The sequence below is a fragment of the Lentiprolixibacter sp. genome, assembly GCF_982873095.1.
This window is the reverse complement of the sequence record NZ_CEYNTP010000020.1, coordinates 1-21,060: the sequence shown is the minus strand read 5'-3', so window position 1 is coordinate 21,060 and position 21,060 is coordinate 1. Positions and strand designations below refer to the sequence as shown.

General features: G+C 45.2%; 20 protein-coding genes and 2 tRNA genes. 9 read left to right on the top strand and 13 right to left on the bottom strand.

Features of this window, described 5'->3' with window-relative positions:
• Positions 1 to 57: 57 nt before the first annotated feature.
• From AC4E7D_RS02775 to AC4E7D_RS02760, 4 genes are all read right to left on the bottom strand, one after another.
• Positions 58 to 450: a hypothetical protein gene (locus tag AC4E7D_RS02775; RefSeq protein ID WP_490172282.1), complete on the bottom strand. Its 393-nt coding sequence runs from the start codon at positions 448 to 450 to the stop codon at positions 58 to 60.
• A gap of 564 nt (positions 451 to 1,014) precedes the next feature.
• Positions 1,015 to 1,088: transfer RNA gene (locus AC4E7D_RS02770), tRNA-Pro, on the bottom strand.
• Between the two features lie 377 nt (positions 1,089 to 1,465).
• Positions 1,466 to 1,663, bottom strand: coding sequence for a 30S ribosomal protein S21 (gene rpsU / locus AC4E7D_RS02765; RefSeq protein WP_490172281.1), 198 nt, complete (start codon positions 1,661 to 1,663; stop codon positions 1,466 to 1,468).
• A 355-nt stretch (positions 1,664 to 2,018) separates the two neighbouring features.
• A complete protein-coding gene (locus AC4E7D_RS02760) occupies positions 2,019 to 2,393 on the bottom strand; it encodes a hypothetical protein (protein WP_490172280.1) in 375 nt (124 codons plus the stop codon).
• A gap of 205 nt (positions 2,394 to 2,598) precedes the next feature.
• On the opposite strand from AC4E7D_RS02760, the gene AC4E7D_RS02755 reads away from it, so the two are divergent.
• On the top strand, positions 2,599 to 3,594 hold the full coding sequence (locus AC4E7D_RS02755) for a 2-hydroxyacid dehydrogenase (RefSeq protein ID WP_490172279.1): 996 nt from the start codon (positions 2,599 to 2,601) through the stop codon (positions 3,592 to 3,594).
• Positions 3,595 to 3,841: 247 nt separating this feature from the next.
• Positions 3,842 to 4,507, top strand: a complete 666-nt coding sequence (locus tag AC4E7D_RS02750) for a peroxiredoxin (RefSeq protein WP_490172278.1) — start codon at positions 3,842 to 3,844, stop codon at positions 4,505 to 4,507.
• Between the two features lie 72 nt (positions 4,508 to 4,579).
• Here AC4E7D_RS02750 and AC4E7D_RS02745 read toward each other — a convergent pair whose 3' ends face one another.
• A complete protein-coding gene (locus AC4E7D_RS02745; RefSeq protein ID WP_490172277.1) occupies positions 4,580 to 5,077 on the bottom strand; it encodes a dual specificity protein phosphatase family protein in 498 nt (165 codons plus the stop codon).
• 378 nt (positions 5,078 to 5,455) lie between these two features.
• Positions 5,456 to 5,529 (bottom strand) — tRNA-Pro (locus tag AC4E7D_RS02740).
• A 417-nt stretch (positions 5,530 to 5,946) separates the two neighbouring features.
• On the opposite strand from AC4E7D_RS02740, the gene AC4E7D_RS02735 reads away from it, so the two are divergent.
• Positions 5,947 to 6,135, top strand: coding sequence for a cold-shock protein (locus AC4E7D_RS02735; RefSeq protein WP_490172283.1), 189 nt, complete (start codon positions 5,947 to 5,949; stop codon positions 6,133 to 6,135).
• Positions 6,136 to 6,415: 280 nt separating this feature from the next.
• Complete coding sequence (locus AC4E7D_RS02730) at positions 6,416 to 7,339, top strand: sterol desaturase family protein (protein ID WP_490172276.1); 924 nt, start codon at positions 6,416 to 6,418, stop codon at positions 7,337 to 7,339.
• A gap of 301 nt (positions 7,340 to 7,640) precedes the next feature.
• On the opposite strand, the gene AC4E7D_RS02725 is transcribed toward AC4E7D_RS02730, so the two are convergent.
• The 7 genes from AC4E7D_RS02725 to hypA form a co-directional block, all read right to left on the bottom strand.
• A complete protein-coding gene (locus tag AC4E7D_RS02725; RefSeq protein WP_490172275.1) occupies positions 7,641 to 7,907 on the bottom strand; it encodes a HypC/HybG/HupF family hydrogenase formation chaperone in 267 nt (88 codons plus the stop codon).
• Between the two features lie 23 nt (positions 7,908 to 7,930).
• Complete coding sequence (gene hypB / locus AC4E7D_RS02720; protein ID WP_490172274.1) at positions 7,931 to 8,785, bottom strand: hydrogenase nickel incorporation protein HypB; 855 nt, start codon at positions 8,783 to 8,785, stop codon at positions 7,931 to 7,933.
• A gap of 11 nt (positions 8,786 to 8,796) precedes the next feature.
• Positions 8,797 to 9,255 carry a hydrogenase maturation protease gene (locus tag AC4E7D_RS02715; protein WP_490172273.1) on the bottom strand — a complete coding sequence of 153 codons (459 nt, stop codon included), beginning with the start codon at positions 9,253 to 9,255 and terminating at the stop codon, positions 8,797 to 8,799.
• Positions 9,236 to 10,690 carry a Ni/Fe hydrogenase subunit alpha gene (locus tag AC4E7D_RS02710; protein ID WP_490172272.1) on the bottom strand — a complete coding sequence of 485 codons (1,455 nt, stop codon included), beginning with the start codon at positions 10,688 to 10,690 and terminating at the stop codon, positions 9,236 to 9,238. Before AC4E7D_RS02710 ends, AC4E7D_RS02715 begins: the two co-directional genes overlap by 20 nt.
• Before the next feature lie 78 nt (positions 10,691 to 10,768).
• Positions 10,769 to 12,034 (bottom strand): NADH-quinone oxidoreductase subunit B family protein, encoded by a 1,266-nt coding sequence (locus AC4E7D_RS02705; RefSeq protein ID WP_490172271.1) that lies wholly within the window; start codon positions 12,032 to 12,034, stop codon positions 10,769 to 10,771.
• Entirely contained in the window at positions 12,027 to 13,847 is a 1,821-nt protein-coding gene (locus tag AC4E7D_RS02700; RefSeq protein WP_490172270.1) for an NAD(P)H-dependent oxidoreductase subunit E, read from the bottom strand. The genes AC4E7D_RS02705 and AC4E7D_RS02700 overlap by 8 nt, the downstream gene beginning before the upstream one ends.
• 178 nt (positions 13,848 to 14,025) lie before the next feature.
• Complete coding sequence (hypA, locus tag AC4E7D_RS02695) at positions 14,026 to 14,364, bottom strand: hydrogenase maturation nickel metallochaperone HypA (RefSeq protein ID WP_490172269.1); 339 nt, start codon at positions 14,362 to 14,364, stop codon at positions 14,026 to 14,028.
• A gap of 243 nt (positions 14,365 to 14,607) precedes the next feature.
• Between hypA and AC4E7D_RS02690 the strand changes: the two genes are divergently transcribed.
• Genes AC4E7D_RS02690 through hypF form a run of 5 tightly spaced genes read left to right on the top strand, consistent with a single transcriptional unit; the run spans position 14,608 to position 21,047 of the window.
• Entirely contained in the window at positions 14,608 to 15,741 is a 1,134-nt protein-coding gene (locus AC4E7D_RS02690; RefSeq protein ID WP_490172268.1) for a hydrogenase small subunit, read from the top strand.
• 12 nt (positions 15,742 to 15,753) lie between these two features.
• Entirely contained in the window at positions 15,754 to 17,481 is a 1,728-nt protein-coding gene (locus AC4E7D_RS02685; protein ID WP_490172267.1) for a nickel-dependent hydrogenase large subunit, read from the top strand.
• A 23-nt stretch (positions 17,482 to 17,504) separates the two neighbouring features.
• Positions 17,505 to 18,215 carry a Ni/Fe-hydrogenase, b-type cytochrome subunit gene (cybH, locus tag AC4E7D_RS02680; protein WP_490172266.1) on the top strand — a complete coding sequence of 237 codons (711 nt, stop codon included), beginning with the start codon at positions 17,505 to 17,507 and terminating at the stop codon, positions 18,213 to 18,215.
• Entirely contained in the window at positions 18,208 to 18,741 is a 534-nt protein-coding gene (locus AC4E7D_RS02675; RefSeq protein ID WP_490172265.1) for a hydrogenase maturation protease, read from the top strand. The genes cybH and AC4E7D_RS02675 overlap by 8 nt, the downstream gene beginning before the upstream one ends.
• A 38-nt stretch (positions 18,742 to 18,779) precedes the next feature.
• Positions 18,780 to 21,047, top strand: a complete 2,268-nt coding sequence (gene hypF, locus AC4E7D_RS02670) for a carbamoyltransferase HypF (RefSeq protein ID WP_490172264.1) — start codon at positions 18,780 to 18,782, stop codon at positions 21,045 to 21,047.
• Positions 21,048 to 21,060 lie beyond the last annotated feature (13 nt).

The window sequence follows — 21,060 nt, the reverse complement described above, 5'->3', positions numbered from 1 at the left end:
TGATAAATCATTACAAGTCCCGTTAATAAGTGTCGGCATTGAGAATGAATAGCCCCGTTAATTGGTGCCTACTGTCACAGTGGCGTTGCCTTCTCCGGCCATTAGCATTACGGCAAGGTCTCCTTTTTCTGCTGCGAGGTGCCCGCCAGAGGCAACTATCGTGGTATAGCTGATTTTAAAACCCTTTGCCTCGAGTTCTTCCTTGTACTTCTCCAGCGCCTTTGGGGCTACCTCCTCATACATGACCACCCAGCTCTTCGAACCCGCCATGTCCTGGGTTGAAACACTGATGATGTTACCATGTTTGAATTGAGGCACATCAGATGGAATCTCGTCGGGCCAGCTGGTTCCAGAAGCATCGGTGGTAAAGGTGCCTTCTTCGGTTTGAATAGTGACTTTATCCATATCGATATCCACTTCGGCATCTTCTCCCAAAGATTTTTCTATCATCTTTTCGCTGGTTTTTTCGGCAGTTCTCTTGCACGTACAGGAATCAAACACCACGGCTATCCCTAAAAAAACGAATAGCAGAGGTATATACCTGAAATTAAAATTTTTAGAATATTTCATAGGATACTTATTTTGGATTAGAAATTCGATTAATGCCTATGTGTTTTGAGGTCGCTGTATGACGTGGAGTTCAAAATTATAATGTGCCCGTCTCCTCAGCAATGATGTAGATCATCAGTGGTAAATTCGAGTTGGGCAGGGTCTTCTTACCAACAGATGTTATGATCATTTGATTAGCTGTTAATTGCTTCTTCTTTTGGGTTTGGGGAAGATTTAGGTTTTTAAAATTTTGGGAATTACCAATCTGATTAGGAAAATGCAGGGGTACTAAACCCCTCCCCAATAGAAGTTAAGTGGAGTCTCTGAAAATTGCCAGCAGTTCACCTACCAATTACATTATAATAGCCTGAAGTCCCTATACCCCCCTACTTTGCTGTTTAAGCCATAGTATAATAAGAACGCCCTCCGTCGCTCTCGGGTTAGCTCGAGCTCTGGAGGGCGGAGTCGGGATGACAGGATTTGAACCTGCGACCCCTTCGTCCCGAACGAAGTACGCTACCGGACTGCGCTACATCCCGAAACAGCACGTAAAAATAATCAAAGTCGGATTTTAAAGCCAACCCTATCGAAAATCATTGGCGACAATTGACTCTATCTTTACAAGGGATCACCAGGTTTTTTCAATGCAACTATTTATCCGATATGATCGATTAATTGCCCTTGGCAACGCGGTAAGGATTTCGTAAGAATTAGCCAGAAATTCAGATGAAAAGATTGCAATCTTCACAACTCTTGATCTCGCCATAATAGGTTGCGCGATATTTATGAACGGTATCTATGGGCAAACCCAACAGATATTTCTTTACGTATGTCACCCTGGTCCTAAGTCTGCCCATTTTTGGGCTAAACCTATTTTCATAACGGGTCTTCCTTTTGATAGAAATCAATTTCATAGCTATTCGTTTTCTAATTTATTTAAATATGCCTGCTTGAATTTGGCCTTTTTTATTTGTTCCCTTCTTCGTTTTGACGGCTTGGTATATTGCTTCCGCTCCCTGATTTCGTCCATCAGCTTAACGCTTCTCACCTTGCGTTTATAGCGTTTTAGTGCCCTGTCGATGTTCTCCCCTGGTTTGATATTTATTTTTAACATATTTCTCTTTTAGTTTTTGAATTAATTGTGCTATTGACTCTGGACGAAAGCAACTTGATGCCTTGCAACAGACCCCGGATCAGGCTAAAACCAGTCTGAAGGACTAGGTTAAAAGGCAAATTACTGGTGAAGCGCTTATTTGGCCACAGTTAGTTTAGGGACATGGGAGGGATATACTTTTCTGACTGGTTGCGAAAAACCAGATAGCTGAAGCTTAGGATTCTTGTATTTCTCGTCTCGTGATTTTTAACCCTCATTGCAGCAAAGGTACTAAGGATGATATCCAAAAGCAACCTGCGTATCGCAACCTACCTCCACCCCCTAATATTTTGAGGATTATGTACCCTTTCCTATATTAAATCCTGATAGGTGTTTTATTAGTGAGATTCACTTCCTCTAAAAGCGTATCTGTAAACTTCAGGTGCCCGGTAGTAGTAATGATTTTAAATCGAAAAGATTTCAAACGGGCAACGGTATCGAGCAACAGCCATTTGGATTTGAGCAGCTTTGAAGCCTCGGACTTCAAGCTGATATCAAAATAATACTTCCTGCCATCTTTACTGGCAGAAATATCCGGAGTGATGTTTAAGCCGTCCGATTTTTTGACATAGGAGGTGGGCTGTTCATAACCGGGTAAATCCGTTTTGATGTTGGTAAAACCTTTGGATTGAAGGTAATTAATAGACTTTTCTAAGATCGGTCTGTTCTCTTTTCTTTCTTTTGCTAACATGACATTAAAATAAAAGAATTCTGCAAAAAGTCAAATTTTTCAAGGTCTTCCCATCCGAAGGGGCCCCCTTACAGTAGTACTTTCGAACCGGGATACGTTAACTTTTTTACAATCCATATCCTACCTTCCTCACCCAAGGCCTACCTTTGCACGAAATCCGGGGAGAAGGTTGAGGGCCTGCCCCGGGAGTTTAAGCCACCTTATTATGAATATTGCTTTCTTTTCTTACAAATCCTATGACAAAGAATGGTTCGACCGCTACATTGAAGGAACGGACTTTAAAATAAACTACTTCAGGGTGAAACTGGAAGCCTCCACAGCTTCGTATGCCAGAGGAGCTGATGTGATCTGTGCCTTTGTGAACGATGATCTTAGCAGGCCTGTGATCGAGAAGCTCTCCGAAATAGGGATCAAAATGATTGCCCTGCGCTGTGCCGGTTTCAACAATGTTGACCTGGACGCTGCGAAAGCGCATGGGATACCTGTATACAGGGTGCCTGAGTATTCCCCTCAGGCCGTGGCCGAACACGCTGTTGCCCTGATCCTTACCTTAAACCGAAAAATTCATAAAGCCTATAACCGGATACGTGACGGGAATTTTTCCCTTTCCCGCCTTACGGGTTTTAACCTGCACGGCAAGACTGTAGGGGTGTTGGGTACTGGTAAAATCGGACGGGTATTTGCCGGGCTCATGTACGGTTTTGGGTGCCGCATCCTATTGTATGATAAATTCCCTGATATGAACATAGAGGAAAAAGGATATAAATATGTAGACCTCAGCACCCTGCTCAAGGAATCAGATATCGTATCTCTCCACGTACCACTCATGCCCGAAACAGCTCATATCATCAACAGGGAAACGCTTAAAATGATGAAAGATAACGCCATGCTGATCAATACCAGCAGGGGTGGACTCATCAATACCGAACACGCAATTGAAGCCTTGCGCAGTAAGAAACTCGGGTACTTGGGAATCGACGTTTACGAACAGGAAGAAGGGGTATTTTTCCACAACAGGCAGGAAGAAATTATTGACGATGACACCCTGGGCCTCTTAACCTCCTTTCCCAATGTGCTGATTACCGCCCATCAAGCCTTTTTTACAAGGGAGGCTTTGGATGAGATAACCAAGACTACGCTTCAGAACATTCAGGATTTCGCAGAAGGCACCCCCAGTGACAATAGGATTGGATCAACATAATCTGTTGGTCTCAGGAAGGTGAACCTAGGCGCCAAATCTGCACCGCATGTCCATGCTAAACTTTGGGGGACCCTATCCCCTCCCCTGGAAAAAATAAACGAATTTGCTGTAAGGAAGAAGCACCTTAAAGCAGAACGGGATTTGTTAATAAAAATTCTTCAAATGTAACCCAGGTAACTGCCAGGAAATTTTCCATAATCTACCTTTATATCCAATAAAAATTTGAAAGATTTTTACTTATACTACCATGGAAAATACTGAAATGTCAAAAACAGAAATCCGAAGCATGCCCCGAATTGGTGACCCCGCCCCGGATTTTGAAGCCGTAACCACAAAAGGACCTATCCAGTTTTCTGAATTTGCAAAAGACAAGTGGATCGTCATGTTCTCCCATCCCGCTGATTTCACTCCTGTTTGCACGACAGAAATGAGTGGATTTGCCACAAGGAAAAATGAATTCGAAGCCCTTAACACCCAACTGCTGGGCTTGAGTATCGATAGTATACATGCGCATCTGGGCTGGGTTCAGAATGTTCGAAAAAATACAGGTGTGTATTTTGATTTTCCCATTATTGCCGACCTGGATATGAAGGTTTCCAAGTTGTATGGCATGCTGCAACCCAACGAAAGTGAAACGGCTGCCGTTCGTGCGGTATTCTTCATCGATCCCAACAAGAAAATCCGCCTGATCATGTATTACCCGCTCAACGTGGGAAGAAACATGGATGAAATACTCAGGGCTCTGGAGGCCTTGCAGACTTCTGACAAATATAGCGTCGCCATGCCCCTTGACTGGAAAAAAGGCGATAAGGTCATCGTTCCACCTCCGAAATCTTTGGATGAACTGAATCAGAGACTGGAAGACGAATCAGTGGAAAAAGTTACCTGGTATCTGGCTAAAAAAGATATCTAGACAAAGTTCCCCTCTAACAAAAAACCCTTCCAGTGGAAGGGTTTTTTTATTGGGATAGGCAAAAAAAGGCCTTTACAAGTCCAGTTTTTTCTTTATTGCAGGTATATCCAGATCTTCCAGCAGCTCCTTTAAATTGGGGTATTTCCTTTCGTGATAGCCAAAATTATCCTTTCTGAATTCAGAAATAGCCCGCTCCTTTGACCAGTTTTCAAATACCATCCTGTAGGCCGCAATTACAGTACCTGTCCGGTCAGAGCCATGCCAGCAATGCACCAACACAGGTTTCTCAGATTCCTGGATAATGCTAAGGGCTTCTACAATATCCGCTTCGGTCAGATGTGCCGTTCTCATGGGAATGTGTTCCAGCCTTAGCTTTGTCCCTTTGGCCTTTCTGCTATCGTCTTTTAACCGACGTAAATTGAGGATGGTCTTAATCCCCGAAGCTTCAACCTGTTTAAACCCTTTTTTACTGGGTTGTTCGGAACGATATATAGAGTCATTTAACCGATAGAACTTTTTAAAATACCTTGAATTGACCACTTCATAGTCTACTGACTGCGCATAATTCATAGATGCGACAAACAATAGACCAGCTAATACACAAATCCGTATCCTATTCATTGTGAAGACGATAGTTCTCATCATTAACTGCAAAGGTAAGGCCCTATTGGATAAACTCTTGTAAAGAATATCACAAGATAATACGGTACTCCAGTGTTTGGCTTCTGCTTAAATGTTATTAGGGATTACCTCAACATGTAACTATCAGGATCGGTGATAATGAGCTCGGGTTTGGTGCTTAAGCAAAGCCTGTAAAGCACTAAACATGGAAGGTCGGGCTCGTCCGACGAAGCCCTACACATACAAATTTTACTCCTTCAAGAGATGCTCTAAAATAAAAAATGCCCTCCGTCGCTCTCGGGTTTCCTCGAGCTCTGGAGGGCGGAGTCGGGATGACTGGATTCGAACCAGCGACCACGCGCACCCCATGCGCGTACGCTACCAGACTGCGCCACATCCCGAAAAAATTCGAATGCAAAGATAGTGATTGTCCATGAATTCAAAAGGTCTTATGCCTTTATGTTTTAGAAGAAAATCAATTTCTGTGAGAGGACATTTCATGAAGTATCGTTCCAATCCTTATTTAATCGAAATTGAATTAACAGCTCATTCCATTTGGTTTTCATACCTTTACCCTATTGCTAAGTAGTCTTTCCCATTTTTCAACGGTATTTTCTTCTTTTCAAATAGTTCCAAACAGGTTGTATGGGGTTTACACCTGCGGCCTTGCGAAATTAACACGTTTTATCAATTAACAGATAATCAGACATTTATAATTAAACATGAATATTTTATCACAATTAAGGGACGTATTCTCCCTAAAGAAGAAGAATGCAGGAAGTGGTACTAAACCACAAAAAGTAAGTCACAATAAAACCCTGAAAGAAGGAAAAGTAAAGTTTTTCAATAAAAGTAAAGGGTTCGGCTTTATCCAAAACAAGGAAGGCAATGATATATTTGTACACATCAGTGGTCTTGTTGACAAGATACGGGACAATGACCGGGTAACTTACGAAGTAGAAAAAGGAAAAAAAGGATTGAATGCCATAAACGTAAGACTGCGCTAATCTTACTTGTGGTTATCATCCCCCTTCAAAGGAGGTTTTTTGTTTTACTTAAACAGTCTTAAATGCTAATGGTTAGCATTAAACCCAACGAAAATATCGACAGCGCTTTGAAACCATTCACGCTTCAATATAAAAGGACGAGCTTAAGGATTTTACTCATAAGAATTCCAATACCCCAGGAAGTTTACGGAATGCAGGGAAACCAAATAAAGGCTGCTCACAATGCCGTGTTTTCGGCTAAGCAAGCATAATACTTCCTTAATTAAACTTTATACCCAAAATGCTCTCTGACTATCTCTCCTTCTTAACCTGGATTTTTCCTTATTTCCTAATTTTTATTCTTGTTGAGTTCTTTGTCACCTACCAAAAGAATCTAAATGTTTACAACTGGAAGGATTTCATAGCCAGCGGTATATTTGGGATTGGTACTGCTTTACTGGCTCCAGTTATCAAAGCGTTTATTACAACCACCTTATTCTTCTTTACCTATGAATGGTTTAATCCAATAATCGATGGGGTTCGGGTTAACTTGATGGGTTACGAATCATTTAACTGGCAATGGTACGCCTGGATGGGTTGCTTATTGCTGGACGATTTCTTCTATTATTGGTTTCACCGTTTAAATCATACGGTAAGAGCATTGTGGGCAGCGCATATTGTCCATCACTCTTCTCATCATTTCAATTACGGTACCGGGATAAGAAACGGATGGTTTACATTATTCTACAAGCCTCTGTTTTACATGTGGATTCCTGCTTTGGGCTTTCGTCCTGAAATGGTACTCATGTGCATGGGAATCGAATCCTTATGGCAATTCCAACTTCACAATAAATTCGTCCCTAAACTGGGCGTACTGGAATGGTTCCTGAACTCGCACACCATGCATCAGGTTCACCATGCGAAGAACGTTGAATACCTGGATAAGAACCACGGGGGCTTCCTTAATATTTTTGACCGCATATTTGGAACATGGAAGGAGCATGACGAGAACATCGATATTGAATACGGGGTAATCCACGATCCAAAATCCTATGACCCATGGGTAATTTTAACTCATGAATACAAAGAGATGTTTCGGGATGTTAGAAATTCCAAGAATCCGTATGAGGCATTCATGTTTATGTTTGGTCCGCCCGGATGGAGCCCGGATAGATCAACACTCACCGTTAAGCAACAGCAGAGGTTAGCGAATAAGAAAAAGTAGCTGCCAACCCCCTGTAAATCCGATGCTGAAATCTGGTTGCATCCAGAGGATTTTAACTGGTAAAACATTGTATTGTCCATGAATCGTGTTGTCCTATGTCAGCAGATCAAACACTACACACTTCATAGAAATACCCACGTTTTTGCACAAATTTGGCTCAAATGCTCTGTAAATATCATATTAAAAGAGGAATGTTCAGGCCACATCCCGAAATGGGTTTTAGGTACAAAATTTTAATGAAATCATTCTGAAGATACAGTTCTCAATTCAGCGACAATAGTCAGAAGAAAAAAAGAGTAACTCAGGAGATGCTGTCCGGACCGTTTTCCAGGTCTTCCAATTCCCCCAATTGCTTCAGGATATCAAAGGTTTTGTTGGCTTCTTCCTCATCCACAATACTTATGGCCGCACCTACATGGACCATTACATAATCGTCTACCTTGGCCTCTGGCACCAGGGTAAGACTTACTTCCTTTAGCACCCCATCAAAAGACACCTTACCCATTCTAAAGGTATCATCAAGCTGGGAGGTGATTTCAACTAGTTTTCCGGGGATCGACAGGCACATAGTTCTAATTATTTTGACATGTATTATGGGGAAGCTACCGTGAGGTGTTCCTTAAGCCAGGAATACCAATGGTCCATTCCCTGCCCCTTGGTGGCTGAGAGCTCAAAAAATTGCAAGTTGGGATTCACCCTAAGGGCATTCTCTTTTAATTCGTCCAGGTCGATATCCAAATAAGGGACCAGGTCGATCTTATTTATTACGCATATATCCGAAGTATGGAACATGTCCGGATATTTCAGGGGTTTATCCACCCCTTCCGTAGTACTGATGATCACTACACGTTTGGCCTCGCCCAGGTTGAACATGGACGGACATACCAAATTACCCACATTCTCAATCATCAATATGGAGTTCTCTTTCGGATTGAGTTGTTTAACAGCTTCATATACCGCATTGCTTTCCAGGTGGCATCCTTTACCTGTATTGATTTGGATCACGGGCACATCCAAAGCCGCTATGCGGTTAGCATCATTTAGCGTTTGCTGATCCCCTTCGATCACATAAAAGGGAAGCTCTTCCTTCAGATCGGCTAGCGTGCGTTCCAGCAAGGCCGTTTTTCCTGACCCCGGAGAACTCACCAGGTTCAGGGCGAAAATATTTTTTGCCTCAAAGTACCCCTTGTTCCTAGCCGCCATCAATTCATTCTGCTGCAACACGTCCTGTTCCACTTCCAGGACGGTCTTATGATGGTGGTCACGGCTATGATCGTGGTGATGATGGTGATGGTCATGATCGTGGTCGTGATGATGATGACCATGGTCGTGATCGTGATCATGGGGGTGATCATGATGGTGATGGTGGTGGTGTCCGTTTTGTTCGGCCGGACTCAAGATCCGCACCCCATCTTCTCCGCTTCCGCATCCGCAAGTGCCGCACATAATTACTGCTATTAGGTTACTAAATGTAGTATTTTTTCGTTAAAGAAGTCCAGCGCCTTAGAGAGGTTCTCTTCCGCCTCTCTTGTCAACCCCATTTTCAGATCGAAACTTACCCCTGATATTCCCAAAACAAAGGTATCTGGCAACTTATTATACAGGGTTTCTGCAAGATACACCACAGTTTCCGGTTCCAATTCATGGGTGCTAAATCCGTGGGTGGCTTTGGGCTGGCACCTTTCGTAGGTAAATCCGTCCTCCCAGGGCTGGGTATGGGCATCTACAAAGTAGACAGTCCCGTAATGCGATATTAATTCCGCATCCTCCACCTGGAGCTGATATCTGTAGACATGGTCGATATTCCCGGGCAGCCTTTCTTTGATCTGGTCAAGAAAGGCCCAGCCCAGGCCATCATCTGTTCGGCCACAATTACCAATGCCTATTATCAGGCTTTTATTGACGGATTCTTTCATCTACTATATTTCCGTATGCATCATACAGCGAAAGCTCCAAAGGCATCTGACCCAGGGCATGTGTAGCACAGCTCAAACAAGGGTCGTAGGCCCGTATTGCCACTTCTATCTGATTCATCATAGCCTCCGTGATTTCAGGCTTTCCGCTTAGTTCCTTGTCAGCAACCCACCTTACGGCACGGTTCATTGCTTCGTTATTGTGTGTTGTAGATACTATAAGGTTACAGCGGGTGATGCGGTCTTTCTCATCAACCTCGTAATGGTGGATCAACGTTCCTCGTGGCGCCTCGATGATCCCCACCCCCTCGTTGCGGCGCTCGCCTTTTCTGTGCAGGTCATTTGACAGGATATCATCGTCTTCCAGCAAACTTTTCATCATTTCCGCACAATAGAGGATCTCAATCAACCTGGCCCAATGCGTATGCATGGTCATATTATTGATCTTGCCATCTGTAGCCGCCTTAAAGGCCTGCCTTTCCTTCTCCGCTAATGGGGTTTCAATACCATCGCATATGTTGATACGGGCTAATGGTCCTACCCTGTTCCAGCCGTCTTCACGGCCAATATGTTTCAGGTAGGGGAACTTCAAATACGACCATTTCTCCACTCCTTCGTAGAAGTGCTTGTTATAATCCACATCCGGAATGTCATCAAGGGTAATATTGCCCTCTGCATCCGTTGCCCTTAAATAACCATCGTACAATTCCAGGAATCCGTTTTCCTTGTTCACAAGGCCTAAATGGCCAGAGGGATAAGAAGCAAAAGTATCCAGGAAAGACTTGTTCTTTTCATGGTATTCCTTAATGAATTCAATGATCTCAACAGACCAGTCGATCATAGTATCAATAGACGGGATTTCCTTGCCGTCAAGGAAGTAAGAACGTTCCTGTACGGTTACCTTTTTATGTACCCCGCCTGGTGTGGCAGAAATCCCATGGATGCGTTTACCGGCTACCATTTTAATGATCTCCTGCCCAAATTTTCTCATCAGGATCCCTTTTTTGGCAAGGGAAGGATACTCCATGGCCACTCCAACAACATTTCGCTTCACGGGATCGGCATCAAAACCGAACAGGAGGTCTGGTGAAGCCAGATAAAAGAAGTGCAGGGCGTGGGATTGGAATATTTGCCCGAAGTGAAGGAGTTTTCTGATTTTCTGGGCCGGCAGGGAAAGGTCCTCCGGATTGAGCCCTACGATCTGATCAATCGCTTTAGCCGCCGCCAGGTGGTGGCTTACCGGACATATCCCGCAAAGGCGCTGGACTAATACTGGAGCCTCCCAATAGGGGTGCCCCTGTATGAAACGTTCAAAACCCCTGAACTCGACCACATGGAAAAAGGCATCCTTTACATTATTCCTATCATCCAGATGGATCGTAACCTTGCCGTGACCTTCGACCCGGGTTACAGGATCAATAACCAGTTTTTGTGACATCTTATATTTTTTAGTTCTATTCTTTTTTGTTTTCTGTATTATCAGGTGTTAAAAGACTCCTCTTGAAACTACCTGCCTCTAATCATACTTAAATTCATCATGCGCAATGGAAAATTCCTCGCCCAGTAAAATGCTCTTGACCACTTTCCAGATGTGCTGTGCACTCGGCGGACAGCCAGGGATATAATAGTCGATCTTCACCACCTCATTACAGGGGTATACATTGTTGAGCATTTTGGGAATATCCTCATGTCCGGGAACCACATCGGCCCCAATCTCCGTGGTTACCCCATTGAGGTAGGCTTCTTCCAGGCATTCCTGCAAGGGGACAAAGTTCCGCATCGCCGGGATACCACCCATGATGGCACACTCACCAAAAGCGACCAGGATATCGCATTTTTTTCGGAATTCCTTAAGCACATGTACATTTTCTGAATTGGAACATCCGCCTTCGATGAGACCGATATGACACCGTTTGGAGAAATTCTTAATATCCGTTAAGGGCGACTTATTGAATTCGGCTATTTCAACGATATCCAGTAAGTCGGTATCGATATCCAATAGAGACATATGACATCCAAAGCAGCCTGCTAATGAGGTTGTAGCCACTATGAATTTTTCATTGTCTGATTTACGAAGGGCTTTGTTCTTGACTTCTGGCTTGATGTCTTTACCAAGCAGGTCGTACTTGCGCTCACCGAATGGTTGTTCGTGGATCATTCCCTTAACCAATATGGCTCCTACGGGACACAGGTTCATGGCCCTGATGGCTTCGGATTCACTTAGCTTTTCTTCCTGTTCATAATCAATATGCACCCGGGTTTTTGCGCCTCTTTGTACAAAAGAAAAGACGTCTTTCCCATCAGGGGTTTTCACTTCTTCCACACAGCGCTTGCACAAGATGCAGCGGTTAGATTCCATGATCATGCGTTTGGGTGTAAAATCCACATATTTATCTGTGAATACATGCGGATACCGGGTAACCGTAATTCCCATATCATAACCCAGATTCTGCATATCACAATTACCACTCTTCTCACAGGACGGACAGAAGTGGTTACCTTCTGCATAGAGCATTTCGATGATCGCCTTGCGATTATCGAGCAATTCCGGGGTGTTTACTTCAATGTCCATACCTTCGTCCACCTTTACGGTACATCCCGTGGTATCCCTGCCATTGACCTTAACAGTACAAATACGACAGGTACCCAGAGGGTTCAGGTTCCTGAAATAACAGAGGGTTGGGATATAAACCCCGTGCTCCTTGGCAACAGTGACAAGGTTTCTTCCGGATTCAGCCTCGATGGGTTTCCCATCAATTTTAAGGGTTACCATATTATTCATAGTCCGCGGTCATTTCGTTAATAATTCTATCGTAATCTGCCGTAGCTTCCTTCAGATTGAAGGCTTTGTTGAAGTCTGTATTTTCAGACAGGTGTTTTTCAAAAACCTTTGGAAACTTAAGCATGGCATGGTTTAATGCCGTGGAGGACATCTTGCCCAAACCACACCTGCTGGTTACCTTAATAATATTACTCCATTGTTTCACATCTTCCAGGTCCTTGGTCTCCGCATGGCCCAGAAGCAGCTTATCAATTTTCTTGTTGAGCAAGAAATTACCCGTCCTGCAGGGAACACAGATGCCACAAGATTCTTCTACGAAAAAGTCGGCCACATTCTTTAACACCTTGAGCAGGTCCCTCTGCTTATTGAATACCATGAAGGCCCCGCCACTGCGCAAGCCGATACCGCTCATTTTCCGAGCGTATTCTATCGGATCTGTGAATTCAAATTGAACATGTTCTGCCAGTAGATTTTCCGCAGAAATTTCTCGGTCAAAATCTGCCTCAGATAGGCATTCGCCGGCAAAGCCATTAAATAAAATGAACTGTGGGTCGTTAGCTCCAACGAGTTGTAATAAATCGCGCAGCTTCATCCCCCATTCTATTTCGTACATACCGGGTTTTTCGCAATCTCCGGATACACTGAACAGCTTGGTCCCGGGGGTGGCGGGGGTACCCAGGGTCAGGTACTTGTCGATTCCCATTTCCAGGATTCGAGGTACCGTAGCCAGGGTTTCTACATTATTAACTATGGTGGGTTTGCCATTGAATCCCCGCTCTACCGGGAAATATTCACGTGTTCCAGGCTCTCCCCGCTTCCCTTCCATAGAATGGATAAGGGCGGTTTCCTCACCGCAGACGTAAGCCCCTGCACCCAATTGAATGTAGATATCAAAGTCAAAAGGCCACTTTGCGTTTATATCATTTCCGAGGAATCCTTTCTTCCTGTAGGATGTCAACAATGCTTCGAGCCGGTCTTTCAAATAGGTGTATTCTGCCCTCAGGTAGATCGCTCCCTTGGAAGCCCCAACCGCATAGGCAGCGAAGATCATGCCCTCAATTACCAATTCAGGGTGTTCTTCCAGTAAGACACGATCTTTGTAAGTGCCCGGTTCCCCTTCATCAGCGTTACATATAATATATCGGGTATCTGCCTCATTGTTCCTGCAGAATTCCCATTTCAAACCTGTTGGGAAGAAGGCACCCCCGCGTCCCGTGAGCTTGGATCGCTTGACGAGATCAATGATTTCTTCTGGCCGGTATTTATTCAGATGTGCCAGCGAAGAAAATTGCTCATAAGGTTTAAAGAATACCGTTCTGTCCGGTGCGGGCTTATACTGAACAACACTTTTGGGGGTGTCACATATTTCCCTGGGTTTTTTACCGGATTTTAAACGGGCGATGATGTTAAATACCTTTGACGGGGTCAGGTTTACAAAGGGTTTAAAGTTGATCAAACAGGAAGGCTCCTGGTCGCTCAAGCCAATACAGGGCGTTTTAAACAGCCCAAATTTTTTGTCCGCAGTCACCTGGCCGACCTTTATTCCCAGGGCTTCTTCAAAAGCCTTCAGTACTTTGGTCCTGCCAGAGTGCTGTGAGATTATGGAATCGTTCAGGTAAATGGTGAATTTGCCACGGTGTTCCCTGGAAAAAAAGTGGTAAAAAGTAATCACCCCTTCCAGTTCCATTCTGGACATGTTGAACTCCTGTGCAATCTTGCTGATGTCGTCGTGACTGATAAACCTTTTTTTCCGCTGTATCTTCCAAATGACATCCAATAATTTGCTTCGGTCAATTGCAATTCCTGCTTCCATAAATGCTAATTTTATTAGGAGGGAAAAGTAGCAGGGAATTCCCGAATAATCTATGATATCCGTCATAGTTTGAGGATTATTTTCCCCAGTTTACACGGTGGGTTTGGTGTGTGTAGTGGGATAGAAATCCCGTATGGATAAGACTAAGAAGTTTCGTCCGAGAAAACGGATCAGCACATCAGAATTCCAGGCTTTTTATCCGAAGTTCTTTGCCCTGTAAAATCGCCTTTAGAAAACTTCCGCATTCCGGGCAGTTGTCATGGATAAATTCCAGGGAATATTCCTTTTCGCATTCTCCGCAACGCGCCCGGGCCGGGATCTTTATAATCCGTTTTTCGGCCTTTTCCAACACGGTCTGCTGCACAGCCGCTTCCCATACAAAATCCAGGGCATCAAATTCGATGCCGGCAAGGGTACCGATCTCCATGTCAATAGCGGCAAAATGTTTTACACGGGCTTTCCTGGCCTCTTCTTCGGCAATTTTAACGATACTCAGGGCAATGGACATTTCATGCATAGGAAACGATTTGGTCTCGTGCTCCTGTCACCAGATTAATTCATTTAGCACAGGAGACAATTGAGAAACAGGACGCAAGCTGACCCCTGTTTATCACTGCTATTTAAATCGATTATAAATATGAAAATATGACTTTTATCATAGCCATCGGATTCATTCTTTCTGAAATTTAAGGGACTTTTTTTTAATCTGCTGAATTTCAGATATATAGTTTTAAACTTCTTCATCATAGCAAAATCATCCATGGGAAAGCTAGTAAAAACCAATAGAGAAACGTACTACGAAAGTATGGTCCGGCATGGTTACAGTCGGAGAGACTTTATGAAATTTGCGGCCTTCATTTCGGCCTATATGGGATTGGAACATTCCATGATAGGGCAGGTGGCAAAATCACTGGAGACCAAGTACCGCTTGCCAATCATCTGGGAGCACTATCAGGAGTGCACCTGTTGCAGCGAAAGCTTTATCCGTTCTGACCACCCCATTGTGGCAGACATCATTCTGGACAACATTTCACTGGACTACACCGAAACCTTAATGGCCGCTTCCGGGCATCAGGCCGAAGCCGCCAAACACGACACCATGGAGAATCACTACGGAGATTACATCCTCTGTGTTGAAGGTTCTGTGCCCATGGGTGCAGACGGAGTCTATTGTACCATTGCCGGTAGAACGGCGCTGGACCACCTCAAAGAGGCTGCGGCCGGGGCCAAGGCCATTATTGCCTGGGGCAGCTGTGCCTGCAATGGATGCGTACAGGGGGCCAAACCCAATCCAACGGATGCCACCCCAATCCACAAAATAATCAAGAACAAACCCATTGTTCAGATGCCGGGATGCCCGCCTATTGGGGAAGCCATGGCAGCGCTGATCGTGCATTATGTCACCTTCGGCAAATTGCCAGAACTGGACCGGTCTGGTAGGCCAAAAGCCTTTTACGGCAAACGGGTACACGACACCTGTTACCGCAGGCCGTACTTTGACGCCGGCTTATTCGCTGAATCCTTTGATGATGAAAATGCCAAGGAAGGGTACTGCCTGTACAAGGTGGGCTGTAAAGGACCAACCACCTATAATGCATGCGGCAGTATGAGGTGGAACAATGGTGTGAGCTTCCCGATCCAATCCGGTCACGGATGTATTGGATGCAGCGAAGCCAATTTCTGGGACAACGGGCCCTTCTATGAACGCCAGACTAACATTCCGGGATTCTCTATTGAAGGCACTGCCGATACAGTTGGAAAAGTTGCAGCAGGAGCTGTAGCTGCCGGAATTACAATTCACGCTGTGGCAGCCAATGTTGCCAAACGCAGGGAACTTAAGGAACGCTATACCAGGGGTATCCTGAATGAGGAGAAACTCGAAAAAAACAAATGAAAATAACGAATCATGGCTAACAGAATAGTAGTTGACCCCGTCACCAGAATAGAAGGTCATTTGAGAATAGAAGCCGAAATTAAAGACGGTAAAATAGTTGACGCCTACAGTTCCAGTACCATGGTACGTGGAATTGAAAATATTGTAAAAGGAAGGGATCCGAGAGATGTCTGGGCATTTGCCCAACGTACTTGTGGGGTTTGTACCACAGTACACGCCATCGCCTCCGTCAGGGCGGTGGAAGATGCCCTTGGGATCACCATTCCGCCTAATGCTGAAATGGTGCGCAATATTATGGAAGGTGCCCTGTACATGCATGACCATTCCGTGCACTTTTATCACCTGCATGCACTGGACTGGGTGGATGTGGTAAGCTGCCTTAATGCTGATCCTGCTGAAACCTCCAGAATCGCACAGAGCATTTCCAACTGGCCCAAAAGTTCACCCGGGTATTTCAGTGATGTGCAAACACGACTCAAAAAATTTGTCAATTCCGGACAACTCGGAATTTTCGCCAACGGGTACTGGGGGCACCCACAAATGAAGCTACCCCCTGAGATCAACCTCCTGGGTGTAGCCCACTACCTGGAAGCCCTGGAATGGCAAAAGGAAATTGTGAAAGTACATACCATCTTTGGTGGTAAGAACCCCCACCCGAACTACCTGGTAGGCGGTATGGCCTGTGCCATAAATGAAGATAGCATGGGCGGCCTTAACGCTGAGCGTCTGGCCCATGTGGGGAAATTGCTCAAACAGGGAAGGGACTTTATCAATCAGGTCTACATTCCGGATGTGCTGGCTGTGGCACCCTACTACAAGGATTGGGGCTTTATCGGAAAAGGTCATGGCAACTACATGTCCTATGGTGACTTCCCAACCAACGGCTACGGAGATCCGAGCAGCTTTAAATTCCCACAGGGCGTGATCCTGAACCGCGACTTGTCTAAAGTTTATGATGTGGATCACAGAAATGGCGATATTGAAGAATTTGTAAATAATTCCTGGTACGACAATTATCCGGAAGGACAAACCACCGGAAGACATCCCTGGGAAGGGGAAACCAATATCAAATACTCAGGACCGCAACCACCCTATGAGCATCTGGATGTTTCACAGAAATACAGTTTTGTTAAAACGCCAAGGTGGCAGGGCAAACCAATGGAAGTAGGACCACTGGCCCGGTTGTTAGTGGCTTATGCCCGGGGTGATGAAGCCGTTCAGGATGCCGTAAACGGCGTTTTGAATACTTTAGAGGTCCCGGTAGAAGCCCTATTCTCTACCTTGGGCAGGACCGCTGCAAGGGCCATCGAAACCCAACTGGTTGCAGATTGGACCATTGAATTCTATGAGCAGTTGCTCACCAATATTAAAAATGGTGACAGCCGCATGGCCAATACAGAATCCTGGGAGCCCAAATCCTGGCCGGCGGAAGCCAAGGGAATTGGGTTTACCGAAGCACCAAGGGGTAGCCTGGCACACTGGATCAAAATTAAGGACGGTAAAACAGAAAATTACCAGCAGGTAGTCCCCACCACCTGGAATGCTTCCCCCAGGGACCCCGAGGGACAAATGTCCGCCTACGAGGCTTGCCTGATAGACACCCCGGTGGCAGACCCCGAGCTCCCTCTGGAAATTATACGGACGGTACACTCGTTTGACCCGTGTCTGGCTTGTGCCGTGCATCTATACGATGAGCATGGGAAACATATCTCGAGGGTAACGAACATCAATAGTTGTTAAAAGGAACCGGTAAATAGAGGATTATGAAAAGTATTTCTAAAACCTATGAATTTAAAAGGGTACTGGTCTGGGAATTACCTGTTCGTTTTTGCCATTGGATCAATGTACTATCGATCTTCGTCCTGGCCGTAACCGGGTTCATCATCGCGGATCCCCCGGCGATCATGTCTACAGCTGAGGCCAGTGAGATCTACTGGTTTGGAACGGTGAGGACCGTCCACTTTATCACTGCCTATGTGTTTCTTTTAAGCACCGTGGTGCGCATATACTGGGGTTTCAATGGGAATTACTATGCCAGCTGGCGCAGGTTCCTTCCCTTAGACAAAAGAGCCTGGGACAACATCAAGCACGTCCTTAAAATAGATGTATTATTACGTAATGAAGAAAAAGAGGTTTTAAAGAATATCAGTGTAGGTCATAACTACCTGGCTTCGCTTTCTTACCTGGTAATGTTCTTCCTGGTATTAGTACAGATATTCACTGGTTTTGGGTTGTATGCTGCTACCTCTGGTTGGTGGCTTCCCCAACTCTTTGCCTGGGTACCTGAATTTTTAGGCGGGGATATGGCAACCCGCCAAATCCACCACATCGTTACCTGGCTGTTTATCCTCTTTACACTGGTTCATGTGTATTTGGTATTTTATCACGACTGGCTGGAAGGACGCGGAGAAACCTCGGCGATGATCAGTGGCTATAAGTTTGTCCGCAAAGAACGATTTGCAAGCGATGAGTAAGTATAAAGACCCTAACCCCTCCCCCATTGCCATTAGCAGTGATTCCTTTTTCTTTGAGAAAGATAAATCAGGTAGCATCCTGGTAATGGGGGTGGGTAATTACCTGATGGGCGATGAAGGGATAGGCGTACACATTATTCAGGAAATGGCTAAAATGGACCTGCCTGAAAAAATGGATATCCTCGACGGGGGCACGGGCGGTTTTACTTTATTGGGTTGTTTTGAAGCCTATCCTGTGATCGTATTTGTGGATGCCACCATGGATGGGAAACCCCCGGGGACCCTGAGCCTGATCAAACCCCGGTTTGCTGCTGATTTCCCTAATGCTCTTAGTGTACATGACGTAGGCCTTAAGGACATGGTGGAAGCGGTCTACCTGATGGACGAGGTGCCAGAAATTCACCTGCTTACCATATCTATTTCCGAAATGAAGCCCATGACCATTGAACTTTCTGAAGCGGTTCAGGGGGCGATTCCTAAAGCCATTGACAAAATAATTCAGCTGACCCAAGAGATACGTTCCTGATTTTCTTAATTTCGTCTGCCTCCCATGTAGATGTTAAGATGGTCAAAACGTACAAAGTAGTAATCACCGGGCAAGTACAGGGCGTTGGCTTCCGACCTTATGTATACGTTTTGGCCGGGCACTACCAGTTAACTGGTACAGTTTCCAACAATGAAGAAGGGGTTATTATTTATGTAACTGGTAAGGAAAATGATATCCGGAGGTTTATTTCAGAACTGATCTCCCATCCCCCACGGGTTTCCAAGATAAATGCGCATCAGGCTGAGGAGGTCGAGTTGAAGAAGTATACATCTTTCGAAATTGTCCCTTCACTAAAAGGGAGCAAACTCAACCTGCAGCTGACACCGGATTTCGCACTTTGTCCGGACTGCGCTGAAGAGCTCAACGATCCGGAAAACCGCCGCTATTATTATCCCTTTACCACCTGTGTAAACTGCGGGCCGCGCTGGGCCATCACCAATACCTTCCCTTTTGAACGCGACCATACCAGCATTGTGGAATTTACCATGTGTGCCGCCTGTGAAAAGGAATATACTGATCCCCTAAACAGGCGCTTCCACTCCCAGACCAATTCCTGTGCCGACTGTGGCATCTCCGTTAAACTAACGGACAAACAAGGGATGGTCATAGAACAGCAGGAAATGGAACTCTTTAAAGAAGTCGCCAACCTCCTGAGGGAAGGCCATATCGTGGCCCTGAAAAATACCAGCGGCTACCTGCTTTGCTGTGATGCCACCAACACGGAAGCGGTCCAGAAATTACGGGATAGAAAAAAAAGACCGAACAAACCCTTCGCCATTCTGTACCCCAATATGGAAATGCTTCAGAAAGAAATTCCTGTCACAGCAAAACAGAAGGAAGTACTAACCTCCACGGAACGGCCTATCGTGATCATCCCTAAAGATCAGTACAAAGGGGATCTGGCCCTGCAGGCATTGGCCCCCAACCTGAACCAGTTAGGAATTATGGTCCCCTATACAGGAATACTGCAGCTACTGGCCGAATCCCTGAGCATGCCCATTGTGGCCACTTCTGGTAATTATCATGGCTCACCAATAATCAGCGATAATGAAGAGGCCTTTGCTACATTGAAAAATGTGGCCGACTATTTTGTACACCACAACCTGCATATCAGCAACCCCCAGGATGACTCGGTGGTGAAGTACAGCAGCAAGTTTGAACAGGAGGTGATCTTCAGACGTTCACGGGGGTATGCTCCCAACTACTTTGGAAAAGAACATGCCCAGGACAAAAAGATAATGGCCATGGGCGGCCACCTAAAGAGTACCCTGGGATTTTTGCCGAATGATTATGTCTATATAAGCCAGTATTTAGGCAATCTGGATCATTACGATGTCTACGAACGCTTTGCCTCCACCGCAGACACATTTGTGGACCTTTTCGAACAACAACCCGATATTGTTTTGATTGATGCCCACCCCGGATACCACAGCACCGAACTTGGTTGGGAACTGGGAAAAAAATACAAGGCCGAAGTGATAAAGGTTCAGCACCACAAGGCGCACTTCGCTTCCGTGCTTGGGGAACACGAACTTTTTGATAGCCATAGTCCTGTTCTAGGAGTGATTTGGGACGGGACCGGATACGGGGACGACAGACAAATTTGGGGAGGCGAATTCTTCAGATATCACGCCACCCAAATGGAACGTATCACACATTTTGAGTATTTCGACTGGCTGGCGGGGGACAAAATGTCCGTGGAACCCAGGTTATCCTTCCTGTCCCTTGCGGAAGATCATATGCAGGAAACAGTGGCCAAAAAGTTTACCGGGGAGGAGTTGGCCATCTATTCCTCTATAAAGGCCAAGAACCAGCTGAAGACCTCATCGGTAGGCCGGCTGTTTGATGCCGTTGCTTCGGTACTGAACATTTGCGATTACAATACCTACGAAGGGGAAGCCGCCATTTTACTGGAAAACTATATCAGGGATTACAAGCTGTCGAAATGTCGATCCTATTTGGACCTAACAGACCTGGACCACATCCCCACACGATTGTTATTTTCAAATCTGTATGCCGATTATGGAAAAGGGACGGACAAAGCAGAGGTCATTTGTAATTTCCTGTACACCCTTGCCCGACTTATCCTGCATACTGCAGAAAAGCACCAAATGAAGGCCATAGCGGTAAGCGGGGGCGTTTTTCAGAATACGGTGCTTGTGGATATGCTTATTGAATTAGCGCAGGATCGGTTTGAACTGTTTTTTAATCGTAACTTGAGTCCGAATGATGAGAATATCTCCTTCGGACAATTAAACTATTACCTGTTCTGTAAAGACCAATAGCAACCCATGAAGT